General features: G+C 68.0%; 23 protein-coding genes and 1 pseudogene. 7 read left to right on the top strand and 17 right to left on the bottom strand.

The features are described 5' to 3' along the window. From RKE40_RS27015 to recA, 3 genes are all read right to left on the bottom strand, one after another. A partial coding sequence (locus RKE40_RS27015) for a cyclic nucleotide-gated ion channel (RefSeq protein WP_316021262.1) occupies positions 1-1,302 on the bottom strand: 1,302 nt, incomplete at its 3' end. Between the two features lie 8 nt (positions 1,303-1,310). Further along, on the bottom strand, positions 1,311-3,953 hold the full coding sequence (alaS, locus tag RKE40_RS27010) for an alanine--tRNA ligase (RefSeq protein ID WP_316021261.1): 2,643 nt from the start codon (positions 3,951-3,953) through the stop codon (positions 1,311-1,313). Positions 3,954-4,152: 199 nt separating this feature from the next. Beyond that, on the bottom strand, positions 4,153-5,238 hold the full coding sequence (gene recA / locus RKE40_RS27005; protein ID WP_316021260.1) for a recombinase RecA: 1,086 nt from the start codon (positions 5,236-5,238) through the stop codon (positions 4,153-4,155). A 381-nt stretch (positions 5,239-5,619) separates the two neighbouring features. Between recA and RKE40_RS27000 the strand changes: the two genes are divergently transcribed. Together RKE40_RS27000 and RKE40_RS26995 are read left to right on the top strand one after the other, a co-directional pair. Next, complete coding sequence (locus RKE40_RS27000) at positions 5,620-6,834, top strand: MFS transporter (RefSeq protein ID WP_316021259.1); 1,215 nt, start codon at positions 5,620-5,622, stop codon at positions 6,832-6,834. A 104-nt stretch (positions 6,835-6,938) separates the two neighbouring features. Beyond that, positions 6,939-7,472, top strand: a complete 534-nt coding sequence (locus RKE40_RS26995; RefSeq protein WP_316021258.1) for a hypothetical protein — start codon at positions 6,939-6,941, stop codon at positions 7,470-7,472. Between the two features lie 13 nt (positions 7,473-7,485). Here the strand turns inward: RKE40_RS26995 and RKE40_RS26990 are convergent, their stop codons facing one another. Beyond that, the gene (locus tag RKE40_RS26990) at positions 7,486-7,983 is read right to left on the bottom strand and encodes a hypothetical protein (protein WP_316021257.1); all 498 of its coding nucleotides are present in this window, start codon (positions 7,981-7,983) and stop codon (positions 7,486-7,488) included. Positions 7,984-8,115: 132 nt separating this feature from the next. Continuing rightward, a complete protein-coding gene (locus tag RKE40_RS26985) occupies positions 8,116-8,703 on the bottom strand; it encodes a TetR/AcrR family transcriptional regulator (RefSeq protein WP_316021256.1) in 588 nt (195 codons plus the stop codon). Between the two features lie 85 nt (positions 8,704-8,788). Here RKE40_RS26985 and RKE40_RS26980 point away from each other — a divergent pair, with 85 nt between their 5' ends. The 3 genes from RKE40_RS26980 to RKE40_RS26970 all read left to right on the top strand — a co-directional run bounded on the left by RKE40_RS26980 (position 8,789) and on the right by RKE40_RS26970 (position 11,275). Continuing rightward, positions 8,789-9,610 carry a crotonase/enoyl-CoA hydratase family protein gene (locus RKE40_RS26980; protein WP_316021255.1) on the top strand — a complete coding sequence of 274 codons (822 nt, stop codon included), beginning with the start codon at positions 8,789-8,791 and terminating at the stop codon, positions 9,608-9,610. A gap of 11 nt (positions 9,611-9,621) precedes the next feature. Next, on the top strand, positions 9,622-10,041 hold the full coding sequence (locus RKE40_RS26975; protein WP_316021254.1) for a DUF1330 domain-containing protein: 420 nt from the start codon (positions 9,622-9,624) through the stop codon (positions 10,039-10,041). Between the two features lie 91 nt (positions 10,042-10,132). Then, positions 10,133-11,275: a Gfo/Idh/MocA family protein gene (locus RKE40_RS26970; RefSeq protein ID WP_316021253.1), complete on the top strand. Its 1,143-nt coding sequence runs from the start codon at positions 10,133-10,135 to the stop codon at positions 11,273-11,275. Here RKE40_RS26970 and RKE40_RS26965 read toward each other — a convergent pair. Then, positions 11,272-12,339, bottom strand: a complete 1,068-nt coding sequence (locus RKE40_RS26965) for a Gfo/Idh/MocA family protein (RefSeq protein WP_316021252.1) — start codon at positions 12,337-12,339, stop codon at positions 11,272-11,274. The two genes, RKE40_RS26970 and RKE40_RS26965, sit on opposite strands and share 4 nt — an antisense overlap. A gap of 177 nt (positions 12,340-12,516) precedes the next feature. On the opposite strand from RKE40_RS26965, the gene RKE40_RS26960 reads away from it, so the two are divergent. Continuing rightward, positions 12,517-13,842, top strand: coding sequence for an O-antigen ligase family protein (locus tag RKE40_RS26960; RefSeq protein WP_316021251.1), 1,326 nt, complete (start codon positions 12,517-12,519; stop codon positions 13,840-13,842). 31 nt (positions 13,843-13,873) lie between these two features. Here RKE40_RS26960 and RKE40_RS26955 read toward each other — a convergent pair whose 3' ends face one another. The 11 genes from RKE40_RS26955 to flgB all read right to left on the bottom strand — a co-directional run bounded on the left by RKE40_RS26955 (position 13,874) and on the right by flgB (position 24,559). Beyond that, on the bottom strand, positions 13,874-15,025 hold the full coding sequence (locus RKE40_RS26955; RefSeq protein WP_316021250.1) for an acyltransferase family protein: 1,152 nt from the start codon (positions 15,023-15,025) through the stop codon (positions 13,874-13,876). A gap of 158 nt (positions 15,026-15,183) precedes the next feature. Beyond that, a complete protein-coding gene (locus tag RKE40_RS26950; RefSeq protein WP_316021249.1) occupies positions 15,184-15,651 on the bottom strand; it encodes a hypothetical protein in 468 nt (155 codons plus the stop codon). 107 nt (positions 15,652-15,758) lie between these two features. Further along, complete coding sequence (locus tag RKE40_RS26945) at positions 15,759-16,271, bottom strand: hypothetical protein (RefSeq protein ID WP_316021248.1); 513 nt, start codon at positions 16,269-16,271, stop codon at positions 15,759-15,761. A gap of 37 nt (positions 16,272-16,308) precedes the next feature. After that, the gene (locus RKE40_RS26940; RefSeq protein ID WP_316021247.1) at positions 16,309-18,375 is read right to left on the bottom strand and encodes a caspase family protein; all 2,067 of its coding nucleotides are present in this window, start codon (positions 18,373-18,375) and stop codon (positions 16,309-16,311) included. Positions 18,376-18,544: 169 nt separating this feature from the next. After that, positions 18,545-21,049, bottom strand: a complete 2,505-nt coding sequence (gene cckA, locus RKE40_RS26935; protein WP_316021246.1) for a cell cycle histidine kinase CckA — start codon at positions 21,047-21,049, stop codon at positions 18,545-18,547. 84 nt (positions 21,050-21,133) lie between these two features. Further along, positions 21,134-22,201 (bottom strand): flagellar biosynthesis protein FlhB, encoded by a 1,068-nt coding sequence (gene flhB, locus RKE40_RS26930; RefSeq protein ID WP_316021245.1) that lies wholly within the window; start codon positions 22,199-22,201, stop codon positions 21,134-21,136. 12 nt (positions 22,202-22,213) lie between these two features. After that, positions 22,214-22,972 (bottom strand): flagellar biosynthetic protein FliR, encoded by a 759-nt coding sequence (gene fliR, locus RKE40_RS26925; protein ID WP_316021244.1) that lies wholly within the window; start codon positions 22,970-22,972, stop codon positions 22,214-22,216. A gap of 80 nt (positions 22,973-23,052) precedes the next feature. Further along, on the bottom strand, positions 23,053-23,319 hold the full coding sequence (gene fliQ / locus RKE40_RS26920) for a flagellar biosynthesis protein FliQ (protein ID WP_316021243.1): 267 nt from the start codon (positions 23,317-23,319) through the stop codon (positions 23,053-23,055). A gap of 43 nt (positions 23,320-23,362) precedes the next feature. Continuing rightward, the gene (gene fliE / locus RKE40_RS26915) at positions 23,363-23,695 is read right to left on the bottom strand and encodes a flagellar hook-basal body complex protein FliE (protein WP_066472357.1); all 333 of its coding nucleotides are present in this window, start codon (positions 23,693-23,695) and stop codon (positions 23,363-23,365) included. Between the two features lie 28 nt (positions 23,696-23,723). After that, positions 23,724-24,134, bottom strand: a complete 411-nt coding sequence (flgC, locus tag RKE40_RS26910; protein WP_066472358.1) for a flagellar basal body rod protein FlgC — start codon at positions 24,132-24,134, stop codon at positions 23,724-23,726. 41 nt (positions 24,135-24,175) lie between these two features. After that, complete coding sequence (gene flgB / locus RKE40_RS26905) at positions 24,176-24,559, bottom strand: flagellar basal body rod protein FlgB (RefSeq protein WP_316021242.1); 384 nt, start codon at positions 24,557-24,559, stop codon at positions 24,176-24,178. Between the two features lie 233 nt (positions 24,560-24,792). Here flgB and RKE40_RS26900 point away from each other — a divergent pair. After that, positions 24,793-25,071 (top strand): annotated as a pseudogene (locus tag RKE40_RS26900) (flagellar biosynthetic protein FliO); the annotation flags it as partial.

Raw genomic sequence — 25,071 nt, 5'->3', positions numbered from 1 at the left:
TGTCGGCGCCGCGCTCGCCATCGCACCCGCCATCAGCGAGCGCGGCGCCGACAGGGCCGGGCCCTGAACCGGGCGGGCTGGCTTCGGTGGCTGGGCGAAAGCGGGCGTGGCGAGCCCGGCAAGGGCCACCAGCAGATGGCGACGGCGCAGGATCATGGCGCGAGGCGCTGCAGATGCGCGGCGAGGTCCGGATAGCGGCTGGTCAGCGCCCGGAAATCGATGGGATCGAGCACCAGGAGCTTGCTCGGCACCTTGGCGCGCGCGGCGAGCCGGGCGTGTCCGCCGGGCGTCTCGAATGGCAGTTCGCCGAAATGGCAGCCTTCTTCCAAGGTCTCTCGCCTCCTCGCGCATGATCTCGACCTCGCCGCTGGCGACGAAATAGAGCGCCTGCGCCGGTTCCTCGGGCCGCAGGATGACGGCGCCGCCGCGCACGCTCTGCGCCCGCAGGACCCGCATGATCTCGGCGATCTCGGCGGCATTGAGGCCGCTGAACAGCGGCACCCTGGCGATCATGCTCCAGGTCACCACGAATTCGCGCCGGTGGATCTCCTGCGCGAAGGCGGTGGCGATGATGCCGACCGGGAGCGCGAGCATGACGAGGCCCATCACCGCCGTGAACGAGGCGACGACCTTGCCGAGCGGGCTGGTCGGAAAGACGTCGCCATAGCCGACTGTCGTCAGGGTGATGATCGCCCACCACATCGCATCGGGGATGGTGGCGAATTTCGCTGGCTGGACGTCGTGCTCGGCGAAATGCATCGCGGTCGCCGCCAGCAGCATCACGCCGATCAGGATGACGAAGCAGGCGAAGAGCGCCTTGCGCTCCGCAGCCAGCGCGGCGGCGAGCGAGGCCATGCCGGGCGAGTAGCGGCCGAGCTTGAAGAAGCGCAGCAGCCTGAACAGCAACAGGATCTTGAGGTCGTTATAGCCGAGAAGCGCGGTGTAGAGCGGTACCGTCGCCAGAAAATCGACGATGGCCGGGCCCGAGAGCGCATAGGCGCGGCGCGCGACGCCGTCGCTGAGCCCGCGATAGCGGGCATGCTCCGGGGCGGTCCAGAGGCGCAGGCCGTATTCGAGGGTGAAGATCACGACCGAGACGAGCTCGATCCAGAAGAACAGCCGGCCATGAGAGGCCGCCAGGCTCGGTACCGACTCCAGCACCAGCGCCGCGACATTGACGATGATCAGCAGGACGAGCCCGCCATGGACGAGGCGCACCGAGAGATCGTCGCCGGCGCCCTTGTCGATGATCAGATGCGCCCGCCGCCGCCAGCTCATGCCAGGCTGCGGGGCGGGCGCCATCTTGCGCCTCAGCCCATCGCGGCGGCGACGGCTTCGAGCGCCGCCTGTGCCTGGGCTCCGTCGGGGCCGCCGGCCTGCGCCATGTCGCGGCGGCCGCCGCCGCCCTTGCCGCCCAGCGCCTCGGAGGCGGAGCGGACCAGCGCGACCGCGTCGTAGAGCTCGGTCAGGTCGGGCGTGACGCCGACGACGACGCCGGCCTTGCCATCCTCGGCGACGCCGACAATGGCGACGACGCCGGAGCCGAGCTTGGTCTTGGCCTCGTCCACCAGGCTCTTCAGATCCTTCATCTCGACGCCGGTCACGGCGCGGGCGAGAAGTTTTGTGCCGGCGACCTCGCGGGCCGGATCCTGGGCCTCGCCGCCACCGCCCATGGCGAGCTTCTTGCGGGCCTCGGTCAGTTCGCGCTCGAGCTTGCGGCGCTCCTCGATCAAGGCGGCAAGCCGGGCTTCCGCCTCGCCGGCCGGCACCTTGAGCAGGCCGGCGAGATCGCGCAGGCGGCGGGAATCGGCGTTGAGCTGGCGCCGCGCACCGGCCCCGGTCATCGCCTCGAGACGGCGCACGCCGGCCGCGACCGCGCCTTCGCCGGTGACGCTGACGATGCCGATATCGCCGGTGCGGGCGGCATGGGTGCCGCCGCAGAGCTCGACCGAATAGGCCTTGCCGTCCTCATTGGTGCCCATCGAGACGACGCGGACCTCGTCGCCGTACTTCTCGCCGAAGAGCGCGCGGGCGCCCGAGGCGATCGCCTCGTCGACGCTCATCAGTCGCGTCGTCACCGGCTCGTTGCGCAGGACGATGGCGTTGGCGAGCTCCTCGACCCGGGCCAACTCCTCCTCGGAGATCGGCTTGGGATGCGAGAAGTCGAAGCGCAGCCGGTCGGCCGAGACGAGCGAGCCCTTCTGGGCGACATGGTCACCGAGCACGAGGCGCAGCGCCTCGTGCAGCAGGTGCGTCGCCGAATGGTTGGCGCGGATCGCGGTGCGGCGGGCATGGTCGACGGTCAGCTCGGCGGGGGCGCCGAGCTTGATCTCGCCGGAGGTGACCTTGACGGCATGGGCGAAGACTTCGCCCAGCTTCTTCTGGACGTCCGAGACCTCGGCGCTGAAGCCGGGGCCGGAGATCGTGCCGGTATCGCCGACCTGGCCGCCCGACTCGCCGTAGAACGGGGTCTGGTTCAGGACGACGAGGCCGCTCTCGCCGGCCTTCAGAACCTCGACCTCGGCATTGTCGCGGACCAGGGCGGTGACGACGCCCTCGGCGCTCTCGGTGTCGTAGCCGAGGAACTCGGTGGCACCGATGCGCTCGCGCAGGGGGAACCAGAGCTTCTCGGTCGCGGCCTCGCCCGTCCCGGCCCAGGCGGCGCGGGCCTTGGCCTTCTGCTGCTGCATGGCGGCGTCGAAGCCCTCGACATCGACGCCGACGCCGCGGGCGCGCAGAGCGTCCTGCGTCAGGTCGAGCGGGAAGCCATAGGTGTCGTAGAGGGTGAAGGCGACGTCGCCGCGCAGCTTGTCGCCGGAGCCGAGTCCCTGCGATTCCTGGTCGAGGATCGACAGGCCGCGCGCCAGCGTGGTGCGGAAACGGGTCTCCTCGAGCTTCAGCGTCTCGGTGATCAGCGCCTCGGCGCGGACCAGCTCGGGATAGGCCCGGCCCATCTCGCGGGTCAGCACCGGCACCAGCTTGTGCAGCAACGGATCCTTGGCGCCGAGCAGCTGCGCATGGCGCATGCCGCGACGCATGATCCGGCGCAGCACATAGCCGCGACCTTCGTTCGAAGGCAGCACGCCGTCGGCGATCAGGAAGGCCGAGCAGCGCAGATGGTCGGCGATGACACGGTGGCTCGCGGCCATCGGCCCGTCGGACGGGACATTGGTCAGGTCGGCGACGGCGCGGATCAGCGCGGCGAACAGGTCGATCGAATAGTTGTCATGCGTGCCCTGAAGCACGGCGGCGATGCGCTCCAGCCCCATGCCGGTATCGATCGAGGGCCGGGGCAGGTTCGTCCTGATGCCACCCGCGGCCTCCTCGTACTGCATGAAGACGAGGTTCCAGATCTCGATGAAGCGATCGCCATCCTCGTCGGGCGAACCCGGAGGGCCGCCGGGGATGTGGTCGCCATGGTCGTAGAAGATCTCGGAGCAGGGGCCGCAGGGGCCGGTATCGCCCATGCGCCAGAAATTATCGGAGGTCGAGATCCGGATGATCCGGGATTCCGGCAGGCCGGCGATCTTCTTCCAGAGGCCGTGCGCCTCGTCGTCCTCGGAGTAGACGGTGACCGTCAGCTTCTCCTTGGGCAGGCAGAACTCGCGCGTGACCAGGGTCCAGGCATGGTTGATCGCCTGTTCCTTGAAATAGTCGCCGAAGGAGAAGTTCCCCAGCATCTCGAAGAAGGTGTGATGGCGGGCGGTGTAGCCGACATTGTCGAGGTCGTTGTGCTTGCCGCCGGCGCGCACGCATTTCTGCGCCGTGGTGGCGCGGACATAGGGACGCTTCTCCTGGCCGGTGAAGACGTTCTTGAACTGCACCATGCCGGAATTGGCGAACATCAGCGTCGGGTCGTTGCGCGGCACGAGCGGGCTCGACGGCACGACTTCGTGGCCCTGGCCCTTGAAGTAGTCGAGGAAGGTAGACCGGATCTCGTTGACGCCGCTCATCGCAATCTTGGCTCTGGTTCTCTGGCAAGGGACCGGCGCAGCCGGAAAGGGTGAAAGGTTCTAGTCAGCGCGGTTGCGGCTGTCCAGAAACGCCGTCGCCGGCAATGCCCCCGATAAGGGGTTGGAGTCAAAAAGAAACGGACGGCTCGCGCCGCCCGTCTCGTATCGCCCTGCCGAACGGGTCGGAGGAGGGGGCCTCTTAGGCCTCGCCCTCGTCGAGATCCTCGGCGGTCGGATCGGCCTGATCGAGGATGCGGTCGGCGACGAGGCCGGAATTCTGGCGGATGGTCGCCTCGATCCGCGCCGCGACGTCGGGGTTGGCCTTGAGGAAGGCCTTGGCGTTCTCGCGGCCCTGGCCGAGGCGCTGGCTGTCGAAGGAGAACCAGGAGCCCGACTTCTCGACCATGCCGGCCTTGACGCCGAGATCGATGAGTTCACCGACCTTCGAGATGCCCTCGCCAAACATGATATCGAACTCGACCTGCTTGAAGGGCGGCGCGACCTTGTTCTTGACGACCTTGACACGGACCTGGTTGCCGGTTGCCTCGTCGCGCTCCTTCAGCGTCGAGACGCGGCGGATGTCGAGACGGACCGAGGCATAGAACTTCAGGGCGTTGCCGCCGGTGGTGGTCTCGGGCGAGCCGTACATCACGCCGATCTTCATGCGGATCTGGTTGATGAAGATGACCATGCAGTTCGAGCGCGAGATCGACGCCGTCAGCTTGCGCAGCGCCTGGCTCATCAGGCGGGCCTGCAGGCCGGGCTGGACGTCGCCCATCTCGCCCTCGATTTCGGCGCGCGGGGTCAGCGCGGCGACCGAGTCGACCACGAGCACGTCGATGGCGCCGGAGCGGACGAGCGTGTCGGTGATCTCGAGCGCCTGCTCGCCGGTGTCCGGCTGGGAGATCAGGAGGTCGTCGAGATTGACGCCGAGCTTGCGGGCATAGACCGGGTCGAGCGCGTGCTCGGCATCGACAAAGGCGCAGACGCCGCCCTTCTTCTGGGCTTCGGCGATGGTGTGCAGGGCGAGCGTGGTTTTGCCGGAGGATTCCGGCCCGTAGATCTCGACGACGCGGCCCTTGGGCAGGCCGCCGACGCCGAGCGCGATGTCGAGGCCGAGCGAGCCGGTCGAGACCGTCTCGATCTCGATCGCCTGCTGGTTCTTGCCCAGGCGCATGATCGAGCCCTTGCCGAAGGCCCGTTCGATCTGCGAGAGCGCCGCGTCGAGCGCCTTAGCCTTGTCCATCGAAGAGCCTTCCACGAGCTTGAGATTCGCCTGATTCACGACGTGCGCTCCTTATGGCAGGGGCGCGAGGACATCTCAATCGCGCCGATCAGCGACTATGGTCACTGTTTGTTCTCATGCGCAAGTTCTTTTTTTGTTCTCGACGATGTAGCGGTTTCATATGCCCAGCGGGGCCGGGCTCGACGCCTGCCTCCGGCCGCGACAGGCTCGTGCGCGGGCAACGTCGGAGGCGGGTGGCGAGGCCCTGCCGGCCGGTTCCAGGCCGCGCATGCGCCCGGCGCAGGGCCGTCCGCACATGGCCGGCCTCGACCGTGAAGGCGCGTTGCAGGAAGACCGGGACAACGCCGCCACGCGCATATCGGCCCGGCCTCGATGCCGGACAGCATGAGATCCGGTGGCGGCGAGTCGGGGGGAACTGGTGTGAAGCTGCCATTGTGGGGAAGCGCGCTCAGCGCGACTCTCCTCGCGCAAGTCGCAAGCTCGTTCGCCGCCGCCGCGATTCCGCTTCTGGGGCCGATCCTGACGCTGCGCTGGGGCCTGGCCCCCGAGGATATCGGCTATGTCTCGGCCGTGGTCTCGGTCGGGATATGCTGGTTCCTGGCCTGCGGCGGGCCGATGCTCGATCATTACGGACCGATCCGCACCTTGCAGCTCGGCCTGGTCCTCGTCGCCGCGGGCCTCGCGCTGCTGGCGCAGCCGCTCGGCGCGCTCGGCCTCGTCGGGGCGCTGCTCGTCGGCCTGGGGCTGGCGCCGAACACACCCGCCGGCAGCCAGGTGCTGATGCGTGCCTCACCGCCGGAACACCGCACGCTGATCTTCTCCATCAAGCAGGCGGGCGTGCCGCTGGGCGGCGCGATCGCCGGCATCGTGGTCGCGCCGCTGGTGCTGGCATTCGGCTTCACCGGCGCGGTCGTGGCGCTGGTCGCCATCGTCCTCGCCTGCGCCCTGCTGGCCCAGCTCTTCCAGCGGCGGCTCGACGCGGAGAAGGGGCCGCGGAATCCGGGCTGGCCGCGCCTGTTCCTGTCGCCATCCTCCCTGACCAGGGCGGCGCGGGTTCTCAATTCCCATCCGGCCTTGCCGATGCTGACCGCGATGGGGGTGGCGTTCTCGATAACGCAGTCCTGCATCACGGCCTTCACCGCGACCTATATGGTCACCGAGCGTGGGCAGAGCCTGGCGCAGGCCGGGCTCTACATGTCGATGCTGCTGGCGGCGAGCACGGTGGCCCGCATCTTCTTCGGCTGGCTGGCCGACAGGCTGGGCAATGGCCTGACGCTCCTGTCGGTCCTGGCTCTGGGAGCGGGCGGCGCGGTCCTCCTGCTGGTCTGGTCAGCGCCCGCCAGCCCCTGGCTGATCTATGGCTGCATGGTGCTGGTCGGCGCGACCTCGATGGGCTGGAACGGCGTCCATATGGCCGAGTTGGCGCGGGCTTCGCCGGCCGCGCTGATCGGCGAGGTAACCTCCGGCGCCAGCCTGTTCGGCTTCATCGGCTCGATCTGCGGTCCGCTGATGTTCGCCGTCGTCGCCGGGAGGACCGGAAGCTTCACCTGGCCGTTCGTGCTCGTCGCCGGCCAGCTGATCGCCTTCGGCGTGTTCGCGCTCTGCCGCAGGCCGGATCGTACGCCGCCGGCCTAGGCGGGAGCCGGACGGGCGAAAGGAGCGGCCCTCGCACTGCGGCACAGCGATCGAAGCGGCGACGTGCTATGCCGTCCGGGCTTCCCCCGCAGATCGGGCCCTTCATGCGCACCCGGCTTCTTCGTCTCCTGCTCATCCCGGTCGATCTCGTCGTCGGCCTGATCATCGTGCTCGACGAGCTGGCGCGGCCGCTCTACCGGCCGCTGCTTGCCTGGTTCGGCTCATTCCGGATCGTGGCCCGGATCGAGGCGGCGATCGGGCGCCTGCCGCCCTATGGCGTGCTCGCCCTGCTGGCGGTGCCCTTCGCCGTGGCCGAGCCGCTGAAGCTGCTCTCGCTGCTTCTGCTGGCGCGCGGCGCCTGGTTCGGCGGCATCGCGCTGATGGCGGTCGGCCATCTCACCAGCTTCCTGCTGGTCGAGCGGGTCTACCATGCCGGGCGCGCGCAATTGCTGACGATCGGCTGGTTTGCGCGCTGCATGGCCTGGCTCGACCGGATCAGGGAGATCGTGGTCGAGCGGGTCAAGGCGTCCGCCGCCTGGCAGCGCGCCGTGGTGCTGGGCCGGGCAGTACGGGAGCGCGCGCGCTCCTGGCTCGGGCGGCTGCGGGCCCGGCGGCAAAGGAGAGGGAATTCGGGCTGAGGCGACGGCGGGATCAGCTCGCCGGTCTGCCGGGTTGCCTCTGGTCCTCCGGTTCCCGCTGCTTCTGCCAGGCCGCGCCGAGGCGCTCCAGCTCCAGCGTGTAGCAGTAGATCGCGAACAGCATGGCAAAGACCAAAAGGCAGCGCCAGAGCAGCCCGGCGTCGAGGCTGAGCTGCTGGATCGCCGGCAGCTGGCGCAGGAAATAGATCGAGAAGAGCGCCCCGCCGAAGATCGAGGAGAGGCGGCCGGCAAAGGCGAGGAGGTGGCCGAGCACCGGGCTGTAGATGCCGTCCGGCACCGGCACATGACCCAGGCGCGTCCAGTAGCAGCTTTGGCCGATCAGGATCGCGATGACGACCTGGAGCAGGATCGAAGCCGGCAGGCTGTGTAGCTCGCCGGGCTTCTCGGTGACGATCCGGAAGGCCATGTGGATGTAGAAGAGCAGCAGCGCGGCGCAGATGGTCTGCAGCAGGAGCAAGATGCCATAGGCGAGGCGCGGCCGTGCGGTCATGGCGGCAAACTAGAGCATTTTTGAGCGAAGTGGGTACCGGTTCGCGTGAAGAAAATGCGATGAAACAAAGAGATAGGGCATTCCCGCGATTCTCTGCATCGCGGAAATGCTCTAATCGCTGGCCGGGGGCGATCAAACCGAGGGCGCGCGCAAGGCGGCGACCGCCAGGGCCGCGGCGGCGCGGCCGGCGGCCTCGACATAAGCCGGGTCGCGGTGGATCAGCATGATCGCGAAGGCGCCGTCCATCAGCAGCACGATCTGGCGCGCCAGTTCCGCTGGCGCAGCTATGCCATGGGCCGCGCAGGCGCCGGCAAGCCAGCTTTCGAAGCCGGCCTTGTGGCGGGCGCCGATCTTGATGGCAGGATGGCCGGGCAGGGCGGCGAGCTCGGCGGCCGTGCGCAGGAAGCCGCAGCCCTTCCAGCGCGGATTGCGCGCGGCACGCGCGAGGTTCTGGAATATCGCCTCGACCTTCTCCGGCAGTCCGCCCTTGGCAGCGTCGAACCAGCCGGCCATCAGCTTGAGATTGGGCTGGTCGCGCGCTTCGAGATAGGCGGCGACGAGCTCGTCCTTGCTCTCGAAATGGTAGTAGAGCGTACGCTTGGTCAGGCCCGCCTTCTCGGCGACGGCATCGACGCTGACCGCGCGGATACCCTCGGCATAGAAGAGCTTGCTCGCGGCGTCGACGATGCGCTTGCGCGTCGGGCTTTCGGGTTCGGTCATGCCGCTATGTATACCGTATAGGTAGTATACGTAAACGGTGCGGCGAGGCAGCGTAGCGGCATCCAAAACCGCTGGAGCCCACGCCATGTCCGAGATCGACACCGTCCTCATGCAATGCCGGGAGGGCGTCGCGACGCTGACGCTCAACCGCCCTGCCAAGCTCAATGCGCTGAACTATGCGCTGATCGACCGCCTGCTCCTGCTGCTGGACCGGATCGAGACCGATCCTGCCATCCGCGCGGTGATCCTGACCGGGGCGGGCGAGCGCGCCTTCTCGGCCGGCGGCGACATCGCTGAGTTCTCGCGCAGCGTCGCGGCCGGGCCGGACTATGCGGTGCGGGATTTCGTCCGCCGCGGGCAGGCCCTGACGGCGCGGCTCGAGGCCTTCCCGAAGCCGGTGATCGCCGCCGTCAACGGGCTCGCCTATGGCGGCGGCTGCGAGATCACCGAAGCGGCCCATCTCGCCATCGCAAGCGAACGGGCGATCTTCGCCAAGCCGGAGATCAATCTCGGGATGCCGCCGACCTTCGGCGGCACGCAGCGCCTGCCGCGGCTGGCGGGGCGCAAGCGGGCGCTGGAGCTGCTGCTGACCGGCGATCCGTTCACACCGGAGCGGGCGCTCGAGATGGGGCTGATCAACCAGATCGTGCCGCATGATGAGCTGCTGCCGGCGGCAAGGGCGCTGGCGCAGCGGATGCTGCGGCATTCGCCGCTGGCGGCGGCCAGTATCCTCACGGCGGTGACGCGCGGGATCAATGGCAGCATTGGCGAGGGCTTGCTGATCGAGAGCGAGCAGTTCGCGCGGATGGCGCCGACCTTCGACCTGCGCGAGGGGCTCGATGCGTGGCTGGCGCGACGGGCGCCGAACTATGCCGGCGCCTGGTCGCGCGCCGCCGCGGCGAAGTGAGGCAAGAGCCGATGCAGAGCTTCACCAGCTTTTCCCGCGAAGCATTCACGGCCTTCCGCGAGGCCGCTCGCCCCGGCCCGGTGCAGATGCTCAACCTGGTCCGCCTGCATGAGCGAGCGCGGTATCCCGACGAGCGGGAGGCGAGCGGTGCCGACGCCTTCGCAGCCTATGGCCGGATCAGCGCGCCGGTGCTGGCCCGGCTCGGCGGCCGCATCCTCTGGCGCGGCGATTTCGAACAGGCGCTGATCGGTCCCGGCGGCCAGCGCTGGGATGTCTGCTTCATCGCGGAATATCCGAGCGTCGAGGCGTTCGCCGCCCTGTTCCGCGATCCGACCTACCGCGAGGCGATGGCGCATCGGCAGGCGGCCGTGCGCGATTGCCGGCTGCTGCGCTTCGGCGCGACCGAGGCCGGTGCGGGCTTTGCCGGATAGGCGAGGCCGGGGCGCCAGCGAGACCATCAACGAATTAGTCGGCATTCTCCGCGATAACGCCTCGGGCAAGCTGGAAGCCCGAGGGCCTGTCATGAAGATCGCGATCGTCGGCACTGGCTTTGTCGCCGACTATTATATGACGACCCTCGCCAATCACCCGGAATTGGTGCTCGCTGGAGCGTGGGATCGCGATGCCGCGCGGCTCCAGGCCTTCTGCGCCTTTCATGGAGTGTCGGCTTATGCCGGTCTCGATGCGCTGCTCGGCGACCCCGGGGTCGGCATCGTCGTCAATCTGACGACGCCGGAAAGCCATTACGAGATTTCCAGCCGCGCGCTTGGCGCCGGCAAGCATGTCTATAGCGAAAAGCCGCTGGCGATGGATTTTGCGCAGGCTCGGGAGCTGGTCGCGCTGGCGCGGCAGCGCGGGCTGACGTTCGCCGCCGCGCCGGCCAACGGGCTCAGCGATGCGCATCGGCTGGTGGCTCAAGCCCTGCGCGACGACAGGATCGGCAGGCCGCGGCTCGTCTATGCGGCGATGGAGGACGGGCCGGTCTTTCGCGACAAATGGGCGACATGGCGTTCGCGCTCCGGCGCTGCCTGGCCGGGGCTGCACGAATTCGAGATCGGCTGCACGCTCGAACATGCCGGATATGCCCTGACCTGGCTGGTTTCGCTGTTCGGCCCGGTCGAGAGCGTCACCGCCTTCGCTGCGCTGACCTTCCCGGACAAGGGGCCGGGCACCGAAGCGCTGGCGATGGCTCCGGATTTCTCGGTCGGCTGCCTGCAGTTCCGCTCGGGCGTGGTGGCACGGCTGAGCTCCGGCCTGGCGGCGCCTCGGGATCGCTCCTTGCAGGTCTTCGGCGATGGCGGTTCGCTCACCGTGCGCGACCTCTGGGACAACCGCTCGGCCGTGCATCTCGAGCAGGTCGGTGCCCCGCGCCCGCTGCTCGGGCGACTCCTCGGTCAGCTCGAAGCCCGGCTCGGCAGCGCGCTGCCCTGGAAGCCAACCCCGGGCCGGCGTCTTGCCTACCCCAGCGCAAGCAAAGGCGCGCTGCCGGCGTTTCCCTCGCAGATCGATTTCGCAGGCGGTATCGCGGCCCAGGCCGAGGCGGTCGCGGCGGGGCGGGAGCCGGCCTTCTCAGGCGAGCTTGCGCTCCACATCACCGAGCTGGCGCTGGCGCTGAATGGCGCGGGCGCGCTGGCGCAACCCTATCGGATGCAAAGCTCGTTCTAGCGGGCTGCTGCCGCCGCAGGCTGCGCCCGTACCATCTCGATCATGCCTAGCACCGCCGCGCTTTCGGCTAGCGGCATGGTTTCGCAGCGCGTGGCGCCGGTCCGGATCGCGGTCATCACCGCCTGTGCCTGGAACTGGAGGCCGTTGCCGGGGAAGGGGAAGGTCTCGCGCCGCACGCCCGGCAAGGGCAGCCGGTCCAGCACCTTGCGGAGGAATGCAGGGTTGTTCCTCTCACGCCAGGGCGTGGCGAGGGCGCCGGGCGCGAATTGCATCAGGCGTTGGGCCTTTAGGAAGGGCGCCTCGATCCGCAGCGAGCCTTCGCTGCCCTCGATGAGCAGCAGATTGGCTCCGTCGCGATCGAAACCGCAGGAGAGCTCGGCGGTCGCCTCGGGATAGTGCAGGGCGAATTCGCTGCGAAGATCGACGCCGCTCGCCGAAGAGAACCAGCGCCCTTCGACACGCTCGGGCTGGCCGAGCAGGTGCAAGGCTAGAGAGAGCGGATAGACCCCGAGATCGAGCGCGGCGCCGCCGCCTAGCGCTGGCTCGAAAAAGCGGCTTCCGGGCTGCTGCGGATGGAAATAGGAGAGATCGGCACGCAGTCGCCTGATCCGGCCGATCCGCCCGGCTGCCAGATGCTGGCGCAGGGCGACGATCGCCGGCAGGAAACGCGTCCACATCGCCTCCATGGCGAAGACGCCGCGTTCGGCGGCAGCCTTGGCGATCGCCTCGACATCACCCGAAGAGAGCGCGATCGGCTTCTCGATCAGGACCGGCTTTCCCGCGGCGATGGCGGCGAGGGCCTGAAGCGCGTGGAGATTGTTCGGGGTGGCGATATAGACCGCCTCGATCGCCGGATCGGCGAGGAAGGCATCGAGGTCGTCATAGGCTGTGGCTCCGCCGAAACGGGCTGCGAAGTCCTGCGCCTTATCGAGGCTGCGCGAATGCACTGCGCCGAGCCGGGCTCCGGGGATCAGGTGCAGATCCTCAGCAAAGAGACCGGCGATTGCGCCGGTGCCGACGATGCCCCAGACGAAGGGGGCTGACTGCGCCGCTGCCGGGTCCATTCTGGCCTCGTCCTGTCGTCGGGCGCGCCGGGCGGAAGAACCGCGCGATCCGGCGACGCCGCGAGCCCCCGAGCGGCGAGAACGCAGTCTTTGGCTACAGGCCCTTAAGGTTGTGTGTCCAATACTGGCCCGCCGGCGCGGCTCGGGCTGGCGCACGGCGGGAGCCTCGGGGACAGGATGACGGTCGGCATCGGCGAGAAGGGGAGCGGCGCGGCCGCCGTGGCGCCAGGCGTCCCGGTCGACGGCGCGCGCGTCGCCGCCGCCCTGCTGAGTGGCTTCGGCCTGCTGCTGATGATCCTGACCTTCCAGCCTTTCGCCGGCGTGCCGGACATACCCGACGAGGGCGGTTCGACCGGCAACGTCATCAACCAGATCGGCTATGTCAGCCTCGCGCTGATTTACCTTGCGGCGATGCTGCGCCTGTCGGAGCGCTCCGTATTGGCGCAGCTGCGCTCGAGCAGCCTGATTATCGTCCTGCTGGTCGCGGCCTTCTCGGCCCGGCAGGCGCCGGATCCGGAGGCGTCGCTGCGGGCGCTGCTGCTGAGCACGTTCGCGCTGGTCATGGTCGTCGGTGTGCTCGTGCTGCCGCGCAGCGAGCGCGACTTTGCCGGCGCTGCTGCAACCGCTGCGCTCACGGTGCTGCTGCTGGTCTATGCCGCGATCCTGCTGGCGCCGCAGCTGGCGATCCATGGATCGGAGGGCGTCGAGGGCGGCCATGCCGGCGATTGGCGCGGGCACCTCACGCACAAGAACTTCGCCGCGCCGGTGTTCTCGATCCTCACCATGATCGGGATCTATTGCTGGCGCAGCGGGATCAGGCTGCGGGGGCTGGCGATCATCGGCCTCGGCACGCTCTTCGTGCTGAACAGCGGCTCCAAGACGACGATGGGTTTCCTGCCGATCGCGGTGGGGCTCGTGCTGTTCGCGCGCCTGACGGGAAGGCCGCGCCTCGTGCTCGCGATCCATGTCGCGTTGGTGCTGCTGGTTGCGGGGCTGACGGTCGGCACCGTGCTGTCACCGGCGCTGCTTCAAGTCTCGGCCTCGCTGAGCTCCGACCCGACTTTCACGGGACGCGATGAAATCTGGCGCTTCGCCATGACCCATATCGGCGAGAAGCCCTGGCTGGGGCACGGGATCTTCGGGTTCTGGCAGACGCCGGTCGTCACCAGGCTCGAGGAGAATTTCGAGGCCAGCTGGGACATTCGCGGTATCGGCTCGGCGCACAACAGCTATCTCGACGCGATGCTGATGTTCGGCATTCCCGGCGCGGTCGTGGTGATCTTCTGCCTGATGGTCCTGCCGCTGCGGAATTATCTGCGCGCCGTGCAGGACCCGGCACGGCAAAGGCTGGCGGATCTGTTCGCGATGATCGTGATCCTGATGACCTATGTCGGCATGCTCGAATCGTTTTTCCTCAACCGCGCTGACCCGCTCTGGGTCCTCTTCGCGTTCGCCGTGCTGGGGATGGAGTTCGTCAGCCGCATGCGGACCCGGCGAGCCTGATCCGCCGGGCTGGGAGCGAAGGCCCGCGCCCTCAGCGCGTTGCCGGCGCGATGCCTTGCGCGCCCTTGCCGCTGCCGACTTCGGGCGCTGCCGGCGAGCCGGTTTCGGGCGGCCGGTCGCCGAGGACATAGCGCTTCACCTTGAGGAACGGCTTCTCGACATAGAGCCAGGAGAACAGCGCGAAGGCGGTCACGATCGGGGCGGACACCAGGAACAGGATCACGCCGTCGCCATGGACGAAGTCGAACTTCGCCACCAGCGCCTGCTGGATCGGGAAGCCGTAGAGATAGATGCCGTAGGAGACGTCGAGCTTGCGCAGCAGTTCGGGCAGTCGCAGCGGCAGCAGGCCGATATAGATGACGCAATAGGTCAGGAAGGGCGTGACGAGGAAGGCGAGTTCGCGCGGAGCCGACATCAGCACGATCGAAGTCGCCAGCGCCGCGAGGAAGAGCAGCCAATGGATCGTCAGATGGTCGCGCCACTGGAAGTAGACGCAGCCGACGAAGAAATAGAAGACCACCACGGTCCAGTGGTAGTTCGCCTCGCTGACGCCGAAGCCGTAGGCGTAGGCCGCGACGGTGGCGGCGGCCGAGAGCACGACCACGAACGAGGTGAAGGTTCGGCGGCTCCTGACGATGCCGAAATAGATCATCAGCGCCATCAGGATATAGCAGTAGAATTCCGGTTTCAGCGTCCAGAGGTTCTGGTTGACCGTGTTCGGCAACGGGTTTGTCTCGAACACGCCGGGCAGCTCGAAGCGGATGCGACCGACGATGTTGCCGAAATATTCTAGGAAGCGGATGTCGCGGAAGTAGTCCGCCAGCAGGAAAGTCGTGAAGATCGGCCCGAGCACCAGCGCAGAAAGCGTCACCTCGACGAAAAGTGCCGGGAAGATGCGGATGAGGCGCAGCGTGATGAAGGGCTTGACCGCCCCCGTGCGCAGGGCGCTGCCGGTGATGAGGAAGCCGCTGAGCGCGAAGAAGGCCGGCACTAGGCTGAGCCGGAACAGGCCCTGAAGCCCTTCCCAGTCCTGGCTCGTATCGGCGCCCGCAACCCAGGCCGAATGCACGGCGAGGATCAAGACCGAGAGGGCGAGCCGCAAGGCGTTGAAGCCGGGTCCTTCGCCATTGTTCGCCCTGAGAATGTCTCCGGCGCTCCGTGCGGATCGATAGAAGCTTGGCATGCGCGTCCTGAGCATTCCCGACGGCAGCCCGGTAGGCACGCCAGCGTCAGGGTCATGCTCTCGCGCCGATTGCCTTTCAATGGTCGAGCGAATTTAACCTTACTGCGAATGCTCCGAATTATGGGATTCCCGGCCCGTAAATCCGGGTCGGCGCGCGATTACAGCACTTCGCAGGTGGCCGCCTCTACTCTTGGCTGCGTGAAGAATCTCGGCTCCCTGCCTCGCCGCGACCTGCCTTCGAAGACTGTAAAGCCCGGCTTCAGGCGCCATTCCAGCGAGACTGTGCAGGAGCGGCTGCCATCGGTGCGCAGCCAGATCGCGAAGGTATGGGAAGGCCGGGCCGCCACCCGCACCAGCGTGCTCTCGTTGAGGACCCGCCATTGGGCGCCGGAGCGGCCGCCGAGCTCGTCCCCGAGATCGGCTTCCCGCTCCTGCATCGAGACCGACTGGCGCCGGCGGCCCGTCGTCCGGGTCACCGCTTCGGTCACCTTTCCCTTGTCGGCGAGCGTCACGATGAAGCTCGTCTGCACCAGGCGGTCGTGCGGACGCGGCTCGACAATCGGCGTCACCCAGGCCAGCGAGAGGCGGAACCGAGCCTCCGCATGCGCGGCCGAAGCGAAAGGCACGGAAAGGAGCAGCGCCCCGACCAGCGGCAGGCAGGCAAGCCATCCACCGTCCCGGTCACGGAGAGCCGGCCGCGGGCACCCTGAAGCAATGGAAGGCGTGGCGGGGCTCACAGCACTTCGCATGTCGCCCTCGGCCAGGCCGGCTCGGTGAACTTGCGATACTGGCCACGTATCGACGACCAGCTTTCGTAGATGGTGAAGCCCGGTTTCAGGCGCCATTCGAGTGAGGCGGTGCATGATCGGTCGCCCTGGGTGCGGAGCCAGATCGCAAATGTATGAGATGGCCAGCCGGTCAGTCGTACCAGCGTGGACTCGTTGACGACTTTCCATTGCGTGAGCGCCCTGCCACCGCCGGTCTCGCCGAGCTGGGATTCACGAGACTGGTCGGGGGGGCCGGCGCGCCGCCTCTCCATGCGCATTTGGCTGGTCTCACGCACCTTCTTGTCGTTTCCGAGCGTGACCAGATAGGTGAAGTGCATGTTTCTCGCCCGCTCTTCGGGCGCGATCTGGTTCTCGACCCAGGATGCCGTGACGCGAAACCTGGCCTCCGCATCGGCTGCGGACGGGAGCAACAGAGCCGAGAGCAGCGATGTCGGAAGAAGCGAGCTAGCAAGGCGCATAGTGCTGTGCTCCGAATGTCGCTGATCTATGTAACACTCACTCGCAGAAGGACTGGCCGTTGAAGGTGAAGCAGCGTCCGCCCCGAGGCGCCGCGGGGGCCGGGCGCTGTTTCTGCCGTGGTTCGGCGGCGGGCTGGGCGACCCGCTTTGGTTTCGGTGCGACGCAATCGCCATCGGCGTCGAGCCGCTGGCCGCTCGGGCAGGACTTGGCGACGCAGGCGCCGTCGCGCTCGATCTGCCGGGCCGAGCATTGCAGCGGACAGATCCGCCCGCTCTGGCGTTTCAGGAGGTCGAGGAATTCGGTGCTTGGAGCGTCCGGCGGGGTGATCCGGGCGAGCCGCGCGAACTCCTGCACGGCGCGGCTGGTCGGCCGGCTCGACCATTCGCCCTCGGGCCTGCCGCGGTAGCAGCCGATTCGGCCGAGTTCGACGTTGATCGTCTTGGTCAGGCCCGCAAGGTCGAGCTGGATAGCTGGGGAGGCGGTCGGCGCGGAGGCGCCATCCTGCGGCAGGTTGGCGACGCGCACCGGCGCAGCAGAGGTCGAGGCCGCTTCGCGCGCCGCGGCGTTGGCGGCCTCGCGCTGGACGCGCTGCAATTCCTCCGCCGCACGCCGCCGCTCGGTTTCGAGCTCCCCGACGAGCCGTGCCCGGTCGCGCTCGACGGCCTGACGAATGGCCGCTTCGGCCTTGAAGCGCTCCGCGAGGTCGGCGGAGGCGCGCCGGTTCTCCTCCTCCAGCTTCGCCAGCCTTTCGGCGATGCGGCGCTCCTCCTCCTGCTTCTGGCGGTTTGCCTCGGCTTCGGCCGTCTTCAGCCGGTCGGTCTGCGCCGCCGACAGGCGCTCACGCTCGCGGGCCTGGCTTTCGCGCTCCTTGTCGTCGCGGGCGCGGCGGGCCTGTTCCTCGGCACGTGAGGCGAGTTCGGCCTGGACCTTGCGGTTCTCGGCTTCGAGTTCTGCGAGCCGCTGGTCGAGGCGGCGGCGCTGCTCAGCCTGCTGCCGGGCCGCTTCCTCCTCGGCCTTGCGCCTTGTTTCGGCCTGGGCGGCGGACAAGCGGTCGCGCTCCGTCCTTTCGGCTGCCAGACGCTGTGCCTCGGCCTGCCGGGCGGTCTCGGCCGCCTGCGCCGCCCGGCGCCGCTCCTCCTCATAGCCGGCGAGTTGCCGGCGCAGCGTGTCCTCGCGCTGGGCGCGCTCGACCGCATCGATGCGGGCCCTTGCCGCATCCGCGAGATAGCTCTTCGGAAACCGCTCGATGAAGCCGCGCAGGGCCGGCGCCTCGTTGCTGTCGCGTACCTTGGACCAGGCCTGGAGATCGGTCTCGGCCCGGTTGAAGTAGAAGTCCCCGAGCAGGGACAGCGAGAGTTCGGGCGTTTGCCGGCCCTTGGTGCGCTGATTGACGCTGACCGCGACGCGCCGGAACATCTGGCCGATCTCGAGGCCGGGTTCGCTGAGATGCTCGAGCATGGCCGCGCTGAACGGGCTGTTGCGGCCGGTGCCGTCCGCAGCCACGTCGTTGGCCTGCGTGGCATAGGCGACGACCATGCCCGAGCTTTGGGCCATGCGTGCGAGGCCACGCCCGATCGAGCTGTCACGGCTGCGCCCGGAACTGGCGATCCGGTCCGCGAGCGGGTTGTTGCGGCAGGCGTCGAGGATGAGGATGCGGATGCCCTTGGCGTTTTGCAGGGCATCGACAAGATCGGCGACGCGGGTCGTCTCGTAGGGGATCGCGAACTCGTCGCTCGGAGCGGCGTCGACGGGCAGCAGGAAATTCTCGCCGCGAAACTGCAGGCCGTGGCCGGCATAGAAGACTAGGGCCGCATCGGCGCCGTTTGCGGCGCGGGCGAAGCGGCTGAGCGCCTCGCCCATGCCGCGGCGGTCAAGGTCATGGCCGTCGATCACCTCGAAGCCGAGGGCCTTGAGAGCCGCGGCCATGTCCTGCGCATCGTTGCCGGGGTTCGGCAGAGCCGGCGCGGCGCGATAGGCGGCGTTGCCGATCACGAGCGCGACGCGGCGCTCCTTCGGCTCATTGGCCGCAGCTATCCCGAGCGCACCGGTGAAGACCAGCGCGAGCGCAAGCAGACGAAGCAGGAAGCACGAAGAAATCCGCACTTTCGGCATCCAGTCCAGGCCGGGTGGAGTTCCAGTATACGGGCTTCGTTAACGCTCGCCAGTGTCAATTTCGACTACCTCTCTTGGGCGGTTCCCAGAACAGCCTCAGTAGCCGCAGGCTTGCGGAGCGTCCCGCTGGCGCGACAGGTCGCCGGTTGCGGCAGCCGGTTCAGCCCATGGTCGCCTTCACGGTCTCGACGAGCTGCTTCATCGTGAAAGGCTTGGGCAGGAAGTGGAATTCCTCGCCCTCGGGCAGGTTCTTGCGGAAGGCTTCCTCTGCGTAGCCGGAGACGAAGACGACCTTCGTCTCTGGATTGCGCTGGCGCAGCTCGCCGAGCAGGGTCGGGCCATCCATTTCCGGCATGACGACGTCGGAGATGACGAGGTCGATCTTGCCCTCATGGCGCAGGAAGATGTCGAGCGCTTCGACGCCCGAAGCCGCCTCGTGGACGGTGTAGCCGCGCGAGACCAGCATCCGGGCGTTGAGGGCGCGCACTGCGTCCTCGTCCTCGACCAGCAGGATGACGCCGGCGCCGGTGTGGTCGGCGGCCGCCTTCTTCGGGGCTTCCTTCGCGGCGGCCTCGGCAGCGAGGTCCTCCTCGCTCGGAATGTAGCGCGGCAGGAAGATCTTGAAGTTCGTGCCGCGGCCCATGACGGAGTCGCAGAAGACGAAGCCGCCGGTCTGCTTGACGATGCCGTAGACCATGGAGAGGCCAAGACCGGTGCCCTTGCCGACCTCCTTGGTGGTGAAGAAGGGCTCGAAGATCTTCTCCAGATGCTCCTGCGGGATGCCGGTTCCGCTGTCCTCGACCTCGAGCAGGACGTAGTCGGCGGCGGGCAGGGCGGCGTGGCCGAGCCCGGGAATCTCCTCGGCCGCGACATTGCGGGTGCGGACCTGGAGCTTGCCGCCATCCTGCATGGCGTCGCGGGCATTGACCGCGAGGTTGACGACGACCTGCTCCAGCTGGCCGAGATCGGCCTTGACCGGCCAGAGATCGCGCCCCTGGCGGACGTCGAGCGCGATCTTGTCGGCAACGACGCGCTTCAGCATCAGCGAGAGGTCGGAGAGCACGTCGCCGAGCGCCAGCACCTGCGGGCGCAGCGTCTGCCGGCGCGAGAAGGCGAGCAGCTGTCGGACAAGCGCAGCCGCCCGGTAGGCATTCTGCTTGATCTGCATGATGTCCGGGAAGGACGGATCGGTCGGCTTGTGGCTGGCGAGCAGGAACTCGGAGGCGTTGATGATGACCTGCAGCACGTTGTTGAAGTCGTGCGCGATACCGCCGGCGAGCTGGCCGACCGCCTGCATCTTGCCGGCCTGGTCCATATTGTCCTTGAGCTTGCGCTCGGCTGTCGTCTCCAGAGCATAGACGATGGCCCGCTCGCCATCGGCGTCCTCGGTCGCCGGGACGGGGGAGAGATAGAGCCGCGCGGAACGGCCTTCCTCGCCCGTGAGCGTCAGGTCGAGCGGGGCGATCTCGCCCTTGCCGGCGAGTGCCGCCTCGAAGGCCTCGCCCAATGTGCCATTGCCGTTGACGAGTTCCTGGATCGTGGCCGGCTGGACGCCCTGCGGCGTCAGGCGCGTGAAGGCGGCATTGGAGCGCAGGATCGCACCGGTGCGGTCGACGGTGGCGATCGCCATCGGCGTCGAGTGGAAGAAGCGGGCGAAACGCGCCTCGGCATCGCTGCGCGCATCGGCTCCGGCCTCGCCGGCGGCGCGGTTGAGCACCAGGGTGCGGGAGGCGCCGGCCCGTCCGTCCTGGCCGAAGGCCACCTGATGATGCAGCCGGACCGGCAGCGACTGGCCGTTGCGGCGGCGCAGGTCGACGTCGAGCACCTCGATGCGGACATCGCCGGGCTGGCCGCGAATGGCCTGGATCAGGGCGGCGGCGTTGGGCGAGGCGATGTCCTCGAGGTGCAGGCCGCCCGAGCCGAAGCGGGCGAGGTCGTAGTCGAGCCAGCCGGAGAGGGTGGCGTTGAGATAGGGCACCTCGCCATCGGCGTTCATCGAGAGGAAGCCGGCCGGGGCGTGGTCGAGGTAATCGATGGCGTGCTGGAGCTCCTGGAACGCGTTCTCCTGGCGCTCGCGCTCCGGCGTGACGTCCGACACCGTCCAGAGCGATGCGGGCCGTCCGGCGCGGGTGATCGGCGTGACGCGGACGCGGTACCAGCCGACCGCCGCGCGTTCGTTCAGGGCGGGCTCGAGCCGGATCTCCTCGGAGAGCCGGCGCCCGGCGCGCGCTGCGGTCGCCAGCCGGTAGATCGCTTCCGAGACCTCGGCGCGGCCCTTGAACAGCCGTTCGACCGGGGCGATCTCGCTGGCGTTGCGGGCGCCGGCGAGCGTCAGATAGGTCTCGTTGGCATAGACGATGCGGTCGTCGCCCTCGGTGACGACGACTCCGTCCTCGGCCCCGTCGACGATGATCTTGGTCAGGTCGTTGCGGGCCGCCCGGCCGGAGAACTGCAGCAGCCCGATCGCGAAGGCGAAGAGGCAGAATACGCCGACGACCGAGAGGAGGGCGAGCAGTCCGAGGATCAGCGGCTGGGCCCATTCATTGGCGATGAAGCCGAGCGCGATCGCGGCGCCGACGAGCAGCCCCGCCACCAGGAGAATGATGCCGACATGGCCCGGCCTGTCGGAACGATCGATCGCGGTCGTCGCCGTGCTTGCGGTCATTGCGGCAGGTCCATTTCCTTCAATCCGCCCACGCCATGCGGGCAGCGGGCACGGTAATCTTGCGATCGCGCGCCAGCCCGCGAGTTAGGCGCGGCGGCGCTTCAGGCGCAAGACGTAACCGACGACTTCGGCCACCGCCTGGTAGTGTTCGACAGGAATTTCTTCGTCGATCTCCACCGTGGCGTAAAGCGCGCGCGCCAGTGGCGGGTTCTCGACGATCGGAATGTCGTGCGCGCCGGCGACCTCGCGGATCTTCAGCGCGATGGCATCGACACCCTTGGCGAGGCAGACCGGGGCGCCCTGGCCGTTCTCATATTGCAGCGCGACGGCGAAGTGGGTCGGGTTGGTGATGATCACCGTCGCCTTCGGCACCTGCGCCATCATGCGCGAGCGGGCACGCTGGGCCCGGAGCTGGCGCAGCTTGGCCTTCACCTCGGGATTGCCTTCGCTGTTCTTGTACTCGTCCTTGAGTTCCTGCCGGGTCATGCGCTGGCGCTGGTACCAGCTGAAGCGCTGGTAGCCGAAATCGCCGATGGCGATGACCGCGAAGATTGCGAGCACCCCGGCCATCAGCTTGATGGTCAGCACCAGCACGGCCGGCAGCAGGGCGCTGACATCCATCTGGGCGAAGCTCTGCAGCCGGTCGCGCTCGCCCCAGAGCACCATCCAGACGCCGACGCCGACCAGCATGATCTTGGCCAGGCCCTTGGCGAAATTGACCCAGGCCTCCTTGCCGAAGATGCGCTTGGCGCCGGCCATGGGCGAGATCCGGTTGAACTTCGGCATCAGCGGCTCGGTGGTCCAGAGCGGCTTGTGCTGGATCAGCGCGCCGGCGAGAGCCGCCACGAGGATGAAGCCGAGGGGCAGGGCGAGCGCCGCGAAGCCGGTCATCACGCCCTTGGCGGTGACGTGGAAGAGCGCGTCGCCGCCGGAGGGCACCTGGTGCGCGTTCATCAGGAAGGAACGCAATTGCAGCGTCGCCTCGCGGGCGGACGAGCCGGCGGCGATCAGCAACGCGAGCGTGAATCCGCAGAGCACGAAGAAGGTGCCGATCTCCTGCGAACGGGCGACGTCGCCCTTCTCGACCGCCTGCTCGAGCTTTCGCTGGGTCGGCTCCTCTGTGCGATCGTCCTTGTCCGGTTCGTCAGACATGCACGCCTCCGCTCAGATGCCGGTGAGCTGGCGCAGGAAGGCGCCGAGATCTTCGAGGAAGACGCCCATCATCACGCCGACTGCCGCGAGCAGGACCAGCATGCCGCCGAGGATCGAGGCCGGGATCGCCAGGAAGAAGACCTGCATCTGCGGCATCAGGCGCGCGAGCACGCCGAGGCCGAGATTGAACAGCAGGCCGAAGACGATGAACGGAGCTGAGATCTGCACCGCGAGCGCGAAGCCGCGCGACATCGCCTTGACTGCAAGCCCGAGCACGTCGCCGACATCCGGGAAGCCGCCGGGCGGCAGCAGGCGATAGCTCTCATGGATCGCGACCAAAGCGACATGGTGCAGGTCGGAAGCGAGGATCAGCGTGATGCCGAGCATCGAGAGAAAGTTGCCGATCGAGGGGTTCTGCATCCCGCCGGACGGGTCGACGGTCATGGCGAAGCCGAGACCCATGGTCTGGGCGACGATCAGGCCGGCGGTCTGCAGGGCGCCCATCAGCAGGCGCACGCAGGAGCCGAGAGCGAGGCCGATCAGGATCTCGCTGATCAGGAGGCCGCCGACCGCGGCAGGTTCGCTGGGCAGGGTGATCGTGCTGCGGGCCATGGGCAGCATGACGAGGGCGACGAAGAAGGCCAGAGAAAGCCGCGCGCGGGAGAGGATGAAGCGCTCGCCGATGCCGGGCATCAGCATCACCAGCGTGCCGACACGCGCGAAGACCAGTACGAACAGGGCGCTGATCTCCGGCAGGATCGCGATCTGCATCTGGCGGCCCGGATTCCTGCGCCAGGAGATGCGCCTGCCCTGGCCCGGCCCGAGGAGGGCGCGGCAGGCAGGCGCGAGAATCATTCGCCCGTGGCGATTCGGACGGCGACCCTGCCCATATAGCCTGCCAGCGCGTCCCCCATGAACGGCAAAAACAGCAGCAGGGCGGCGAAGACCGCGAGGATCTTCGGGACATAGACCAGGGTCTGCTCCTGGATCTGGGTCAGCGCCTGGAAGAGCGAGACGACGAGGCCGACGCCGAGCGCAATCAGCATCAGCGGTGCGCCGGCCTTGAGAAAGACGACGATGCCGTCGCGGGCGACGTCGAGGATGGCTCCGGAGGTCATGGGGCAGGTTCCGCAGGTGCTTTCGGGGACGGGGATGCCGCGGTCAGACCGGCATCCGCATGATTTCCTCATAGGCGGCGATGACCCGGTCGCGGACCGCGACCAGCGTCTCGATCGCCGCCTCGCTCTCGGCAACCGCCGTCACGACATCGACGATGTCGGAGCGGCCGGCCGCGACGCTGGCGGTCTGCACGTCGGCGGCACGGGCCGCCTGCGTGGTCGAATCGAGCGCCTTGCCGAGCAGCGAGGAGAAGTCCGGCATACCGGTTGCGGCGCCGCCGGCAAGACCGGCGCTGGCGGGCTTCTTCAGCAATCCGCCGCCGCCGATGCCCTGCATCGAGGCGTAAGCTCCGGCGGCGAAACTGGACGTGGTCATGGCTGGCGTTCCGTTTCGAATTCAGGGTCTAGGCGCGCAGGATGTCGATGGTGCGCTGGAGCATGCGGCGCGTCGACGAGATCACGTTGAGGTTGGCCTCGTAGCTGCGCTGGGCCTCGCGCATATCCATGCTCTCGATCAGCGAATTGACGTTCGGCATCCGGACCTGGCCCGCGGCGTCGGCTGCCGGGTGGCCGGGGTCGAGCTTGGTGCGGAAGGCGCCGCGATCGCGCTCGACCCGGCCGAGCTCGACCACCTGGGCGTCGAGCTCGCGGTCGAGACGGCCCTGGAAGGTGACGATCTTGCGGCGATACGGATCGACGCCGGCGCGGTCCGGCGTCGAATCGGCGTTGGCGAGGTTCTCGGCAATGACGCGCATGCGCCCGGCCTGGCCACGCAGGCCCGAGGCCGCCACCGCGATGCTCTTGAGCAGATCCATAGTGTTTCTCCTGAGCAGCCGAGGTCTCAGCGGCGCAATTTTCAGCGGCCCTTGCCGATGGCGATCTTCATCAGCCCGAGCCCCTTGCTGTAGAGCGAGGCTGCGAGCTGATAGTCGGACTGGTTCTGGGCGACCTTCAGCATCTCGTCCTCGAGATTGACGCTGTTGCCGCTCGGTGTGGTCTCGAAGCGCTTGGGATCGCGCGGGTCGAAGCCGTTGACGCTCCCGGCAGGGCCGAGATGGAGCGGCGAGGTCTGCGCCAGAACGAGGCCGCCGCCGGCAGGCGAGGGCGCCTTGAGATCGTGCGGCTTGAAACGCGGCGTATCGGCGTTGGAAACGTTCTCGGCCAGCAGCTTCTGCCGGCTCTGGTGCCAGTGCATGCGCGTCTTGAGGGCGCCCATCAGGTTGAGGCCGGTGTTCGACATGGCTCCGATCTCCGGCTCCCGGGCGCGCCGCAACTGCGCGGAACTGGGCAATTATTGCCGGGCCCATGGTTAACGGCGCGTTAAGATCGGCGAATGGTGACAATCCGGTTAACCATCCGGTAACCATGTCTCCCGAATTCGCGGGCGTTATGGTATAGCCAGCAGGTTCATCCCCGGGCAGCCTTTAAAAGTGAGGCTGCGCGTGGCTGTCGCGTCGCTTCATGAGGCAAACCTTGCAGACTTTGTTTGGCTTCGAACTCTCGACCGGCCTGCGCTGGATCATCGCCTTCGCGATCGTCCTGGTGCTGGTCGCGCTTTTCGCCTTCTTCCTGCGGCGGATCTCTGGGGGTCGGCTCAAGTTCAAGGGCCAGGGCAGCGGCAGGACCCGCCAGCCGCGGCTCGGCGTGGTCGATATCCACGACCTCGACCGGCAGCGTCAGCTCATCCTGGTGCGGCGCGACAATGTCGAGCATCTCGTGATGATCGGCGGTGCTTCCGACGTCGTGATCGAG

Origin of the sequence: Allobosea rubneri (genome assembly GCF_032464875.1) — a bacterium.
Classification (GTDB): Bacteria; Pseudomonadota; Alphaproteobacteria; order Rhizobiales; family Beijerinckiaceae; genus Allobosea; species Allobosea rubneri.
Note: the sequence above shows the minus strand (reverse complement) of the source record. Positions and strands in the feature narration are given on the sequence as shown.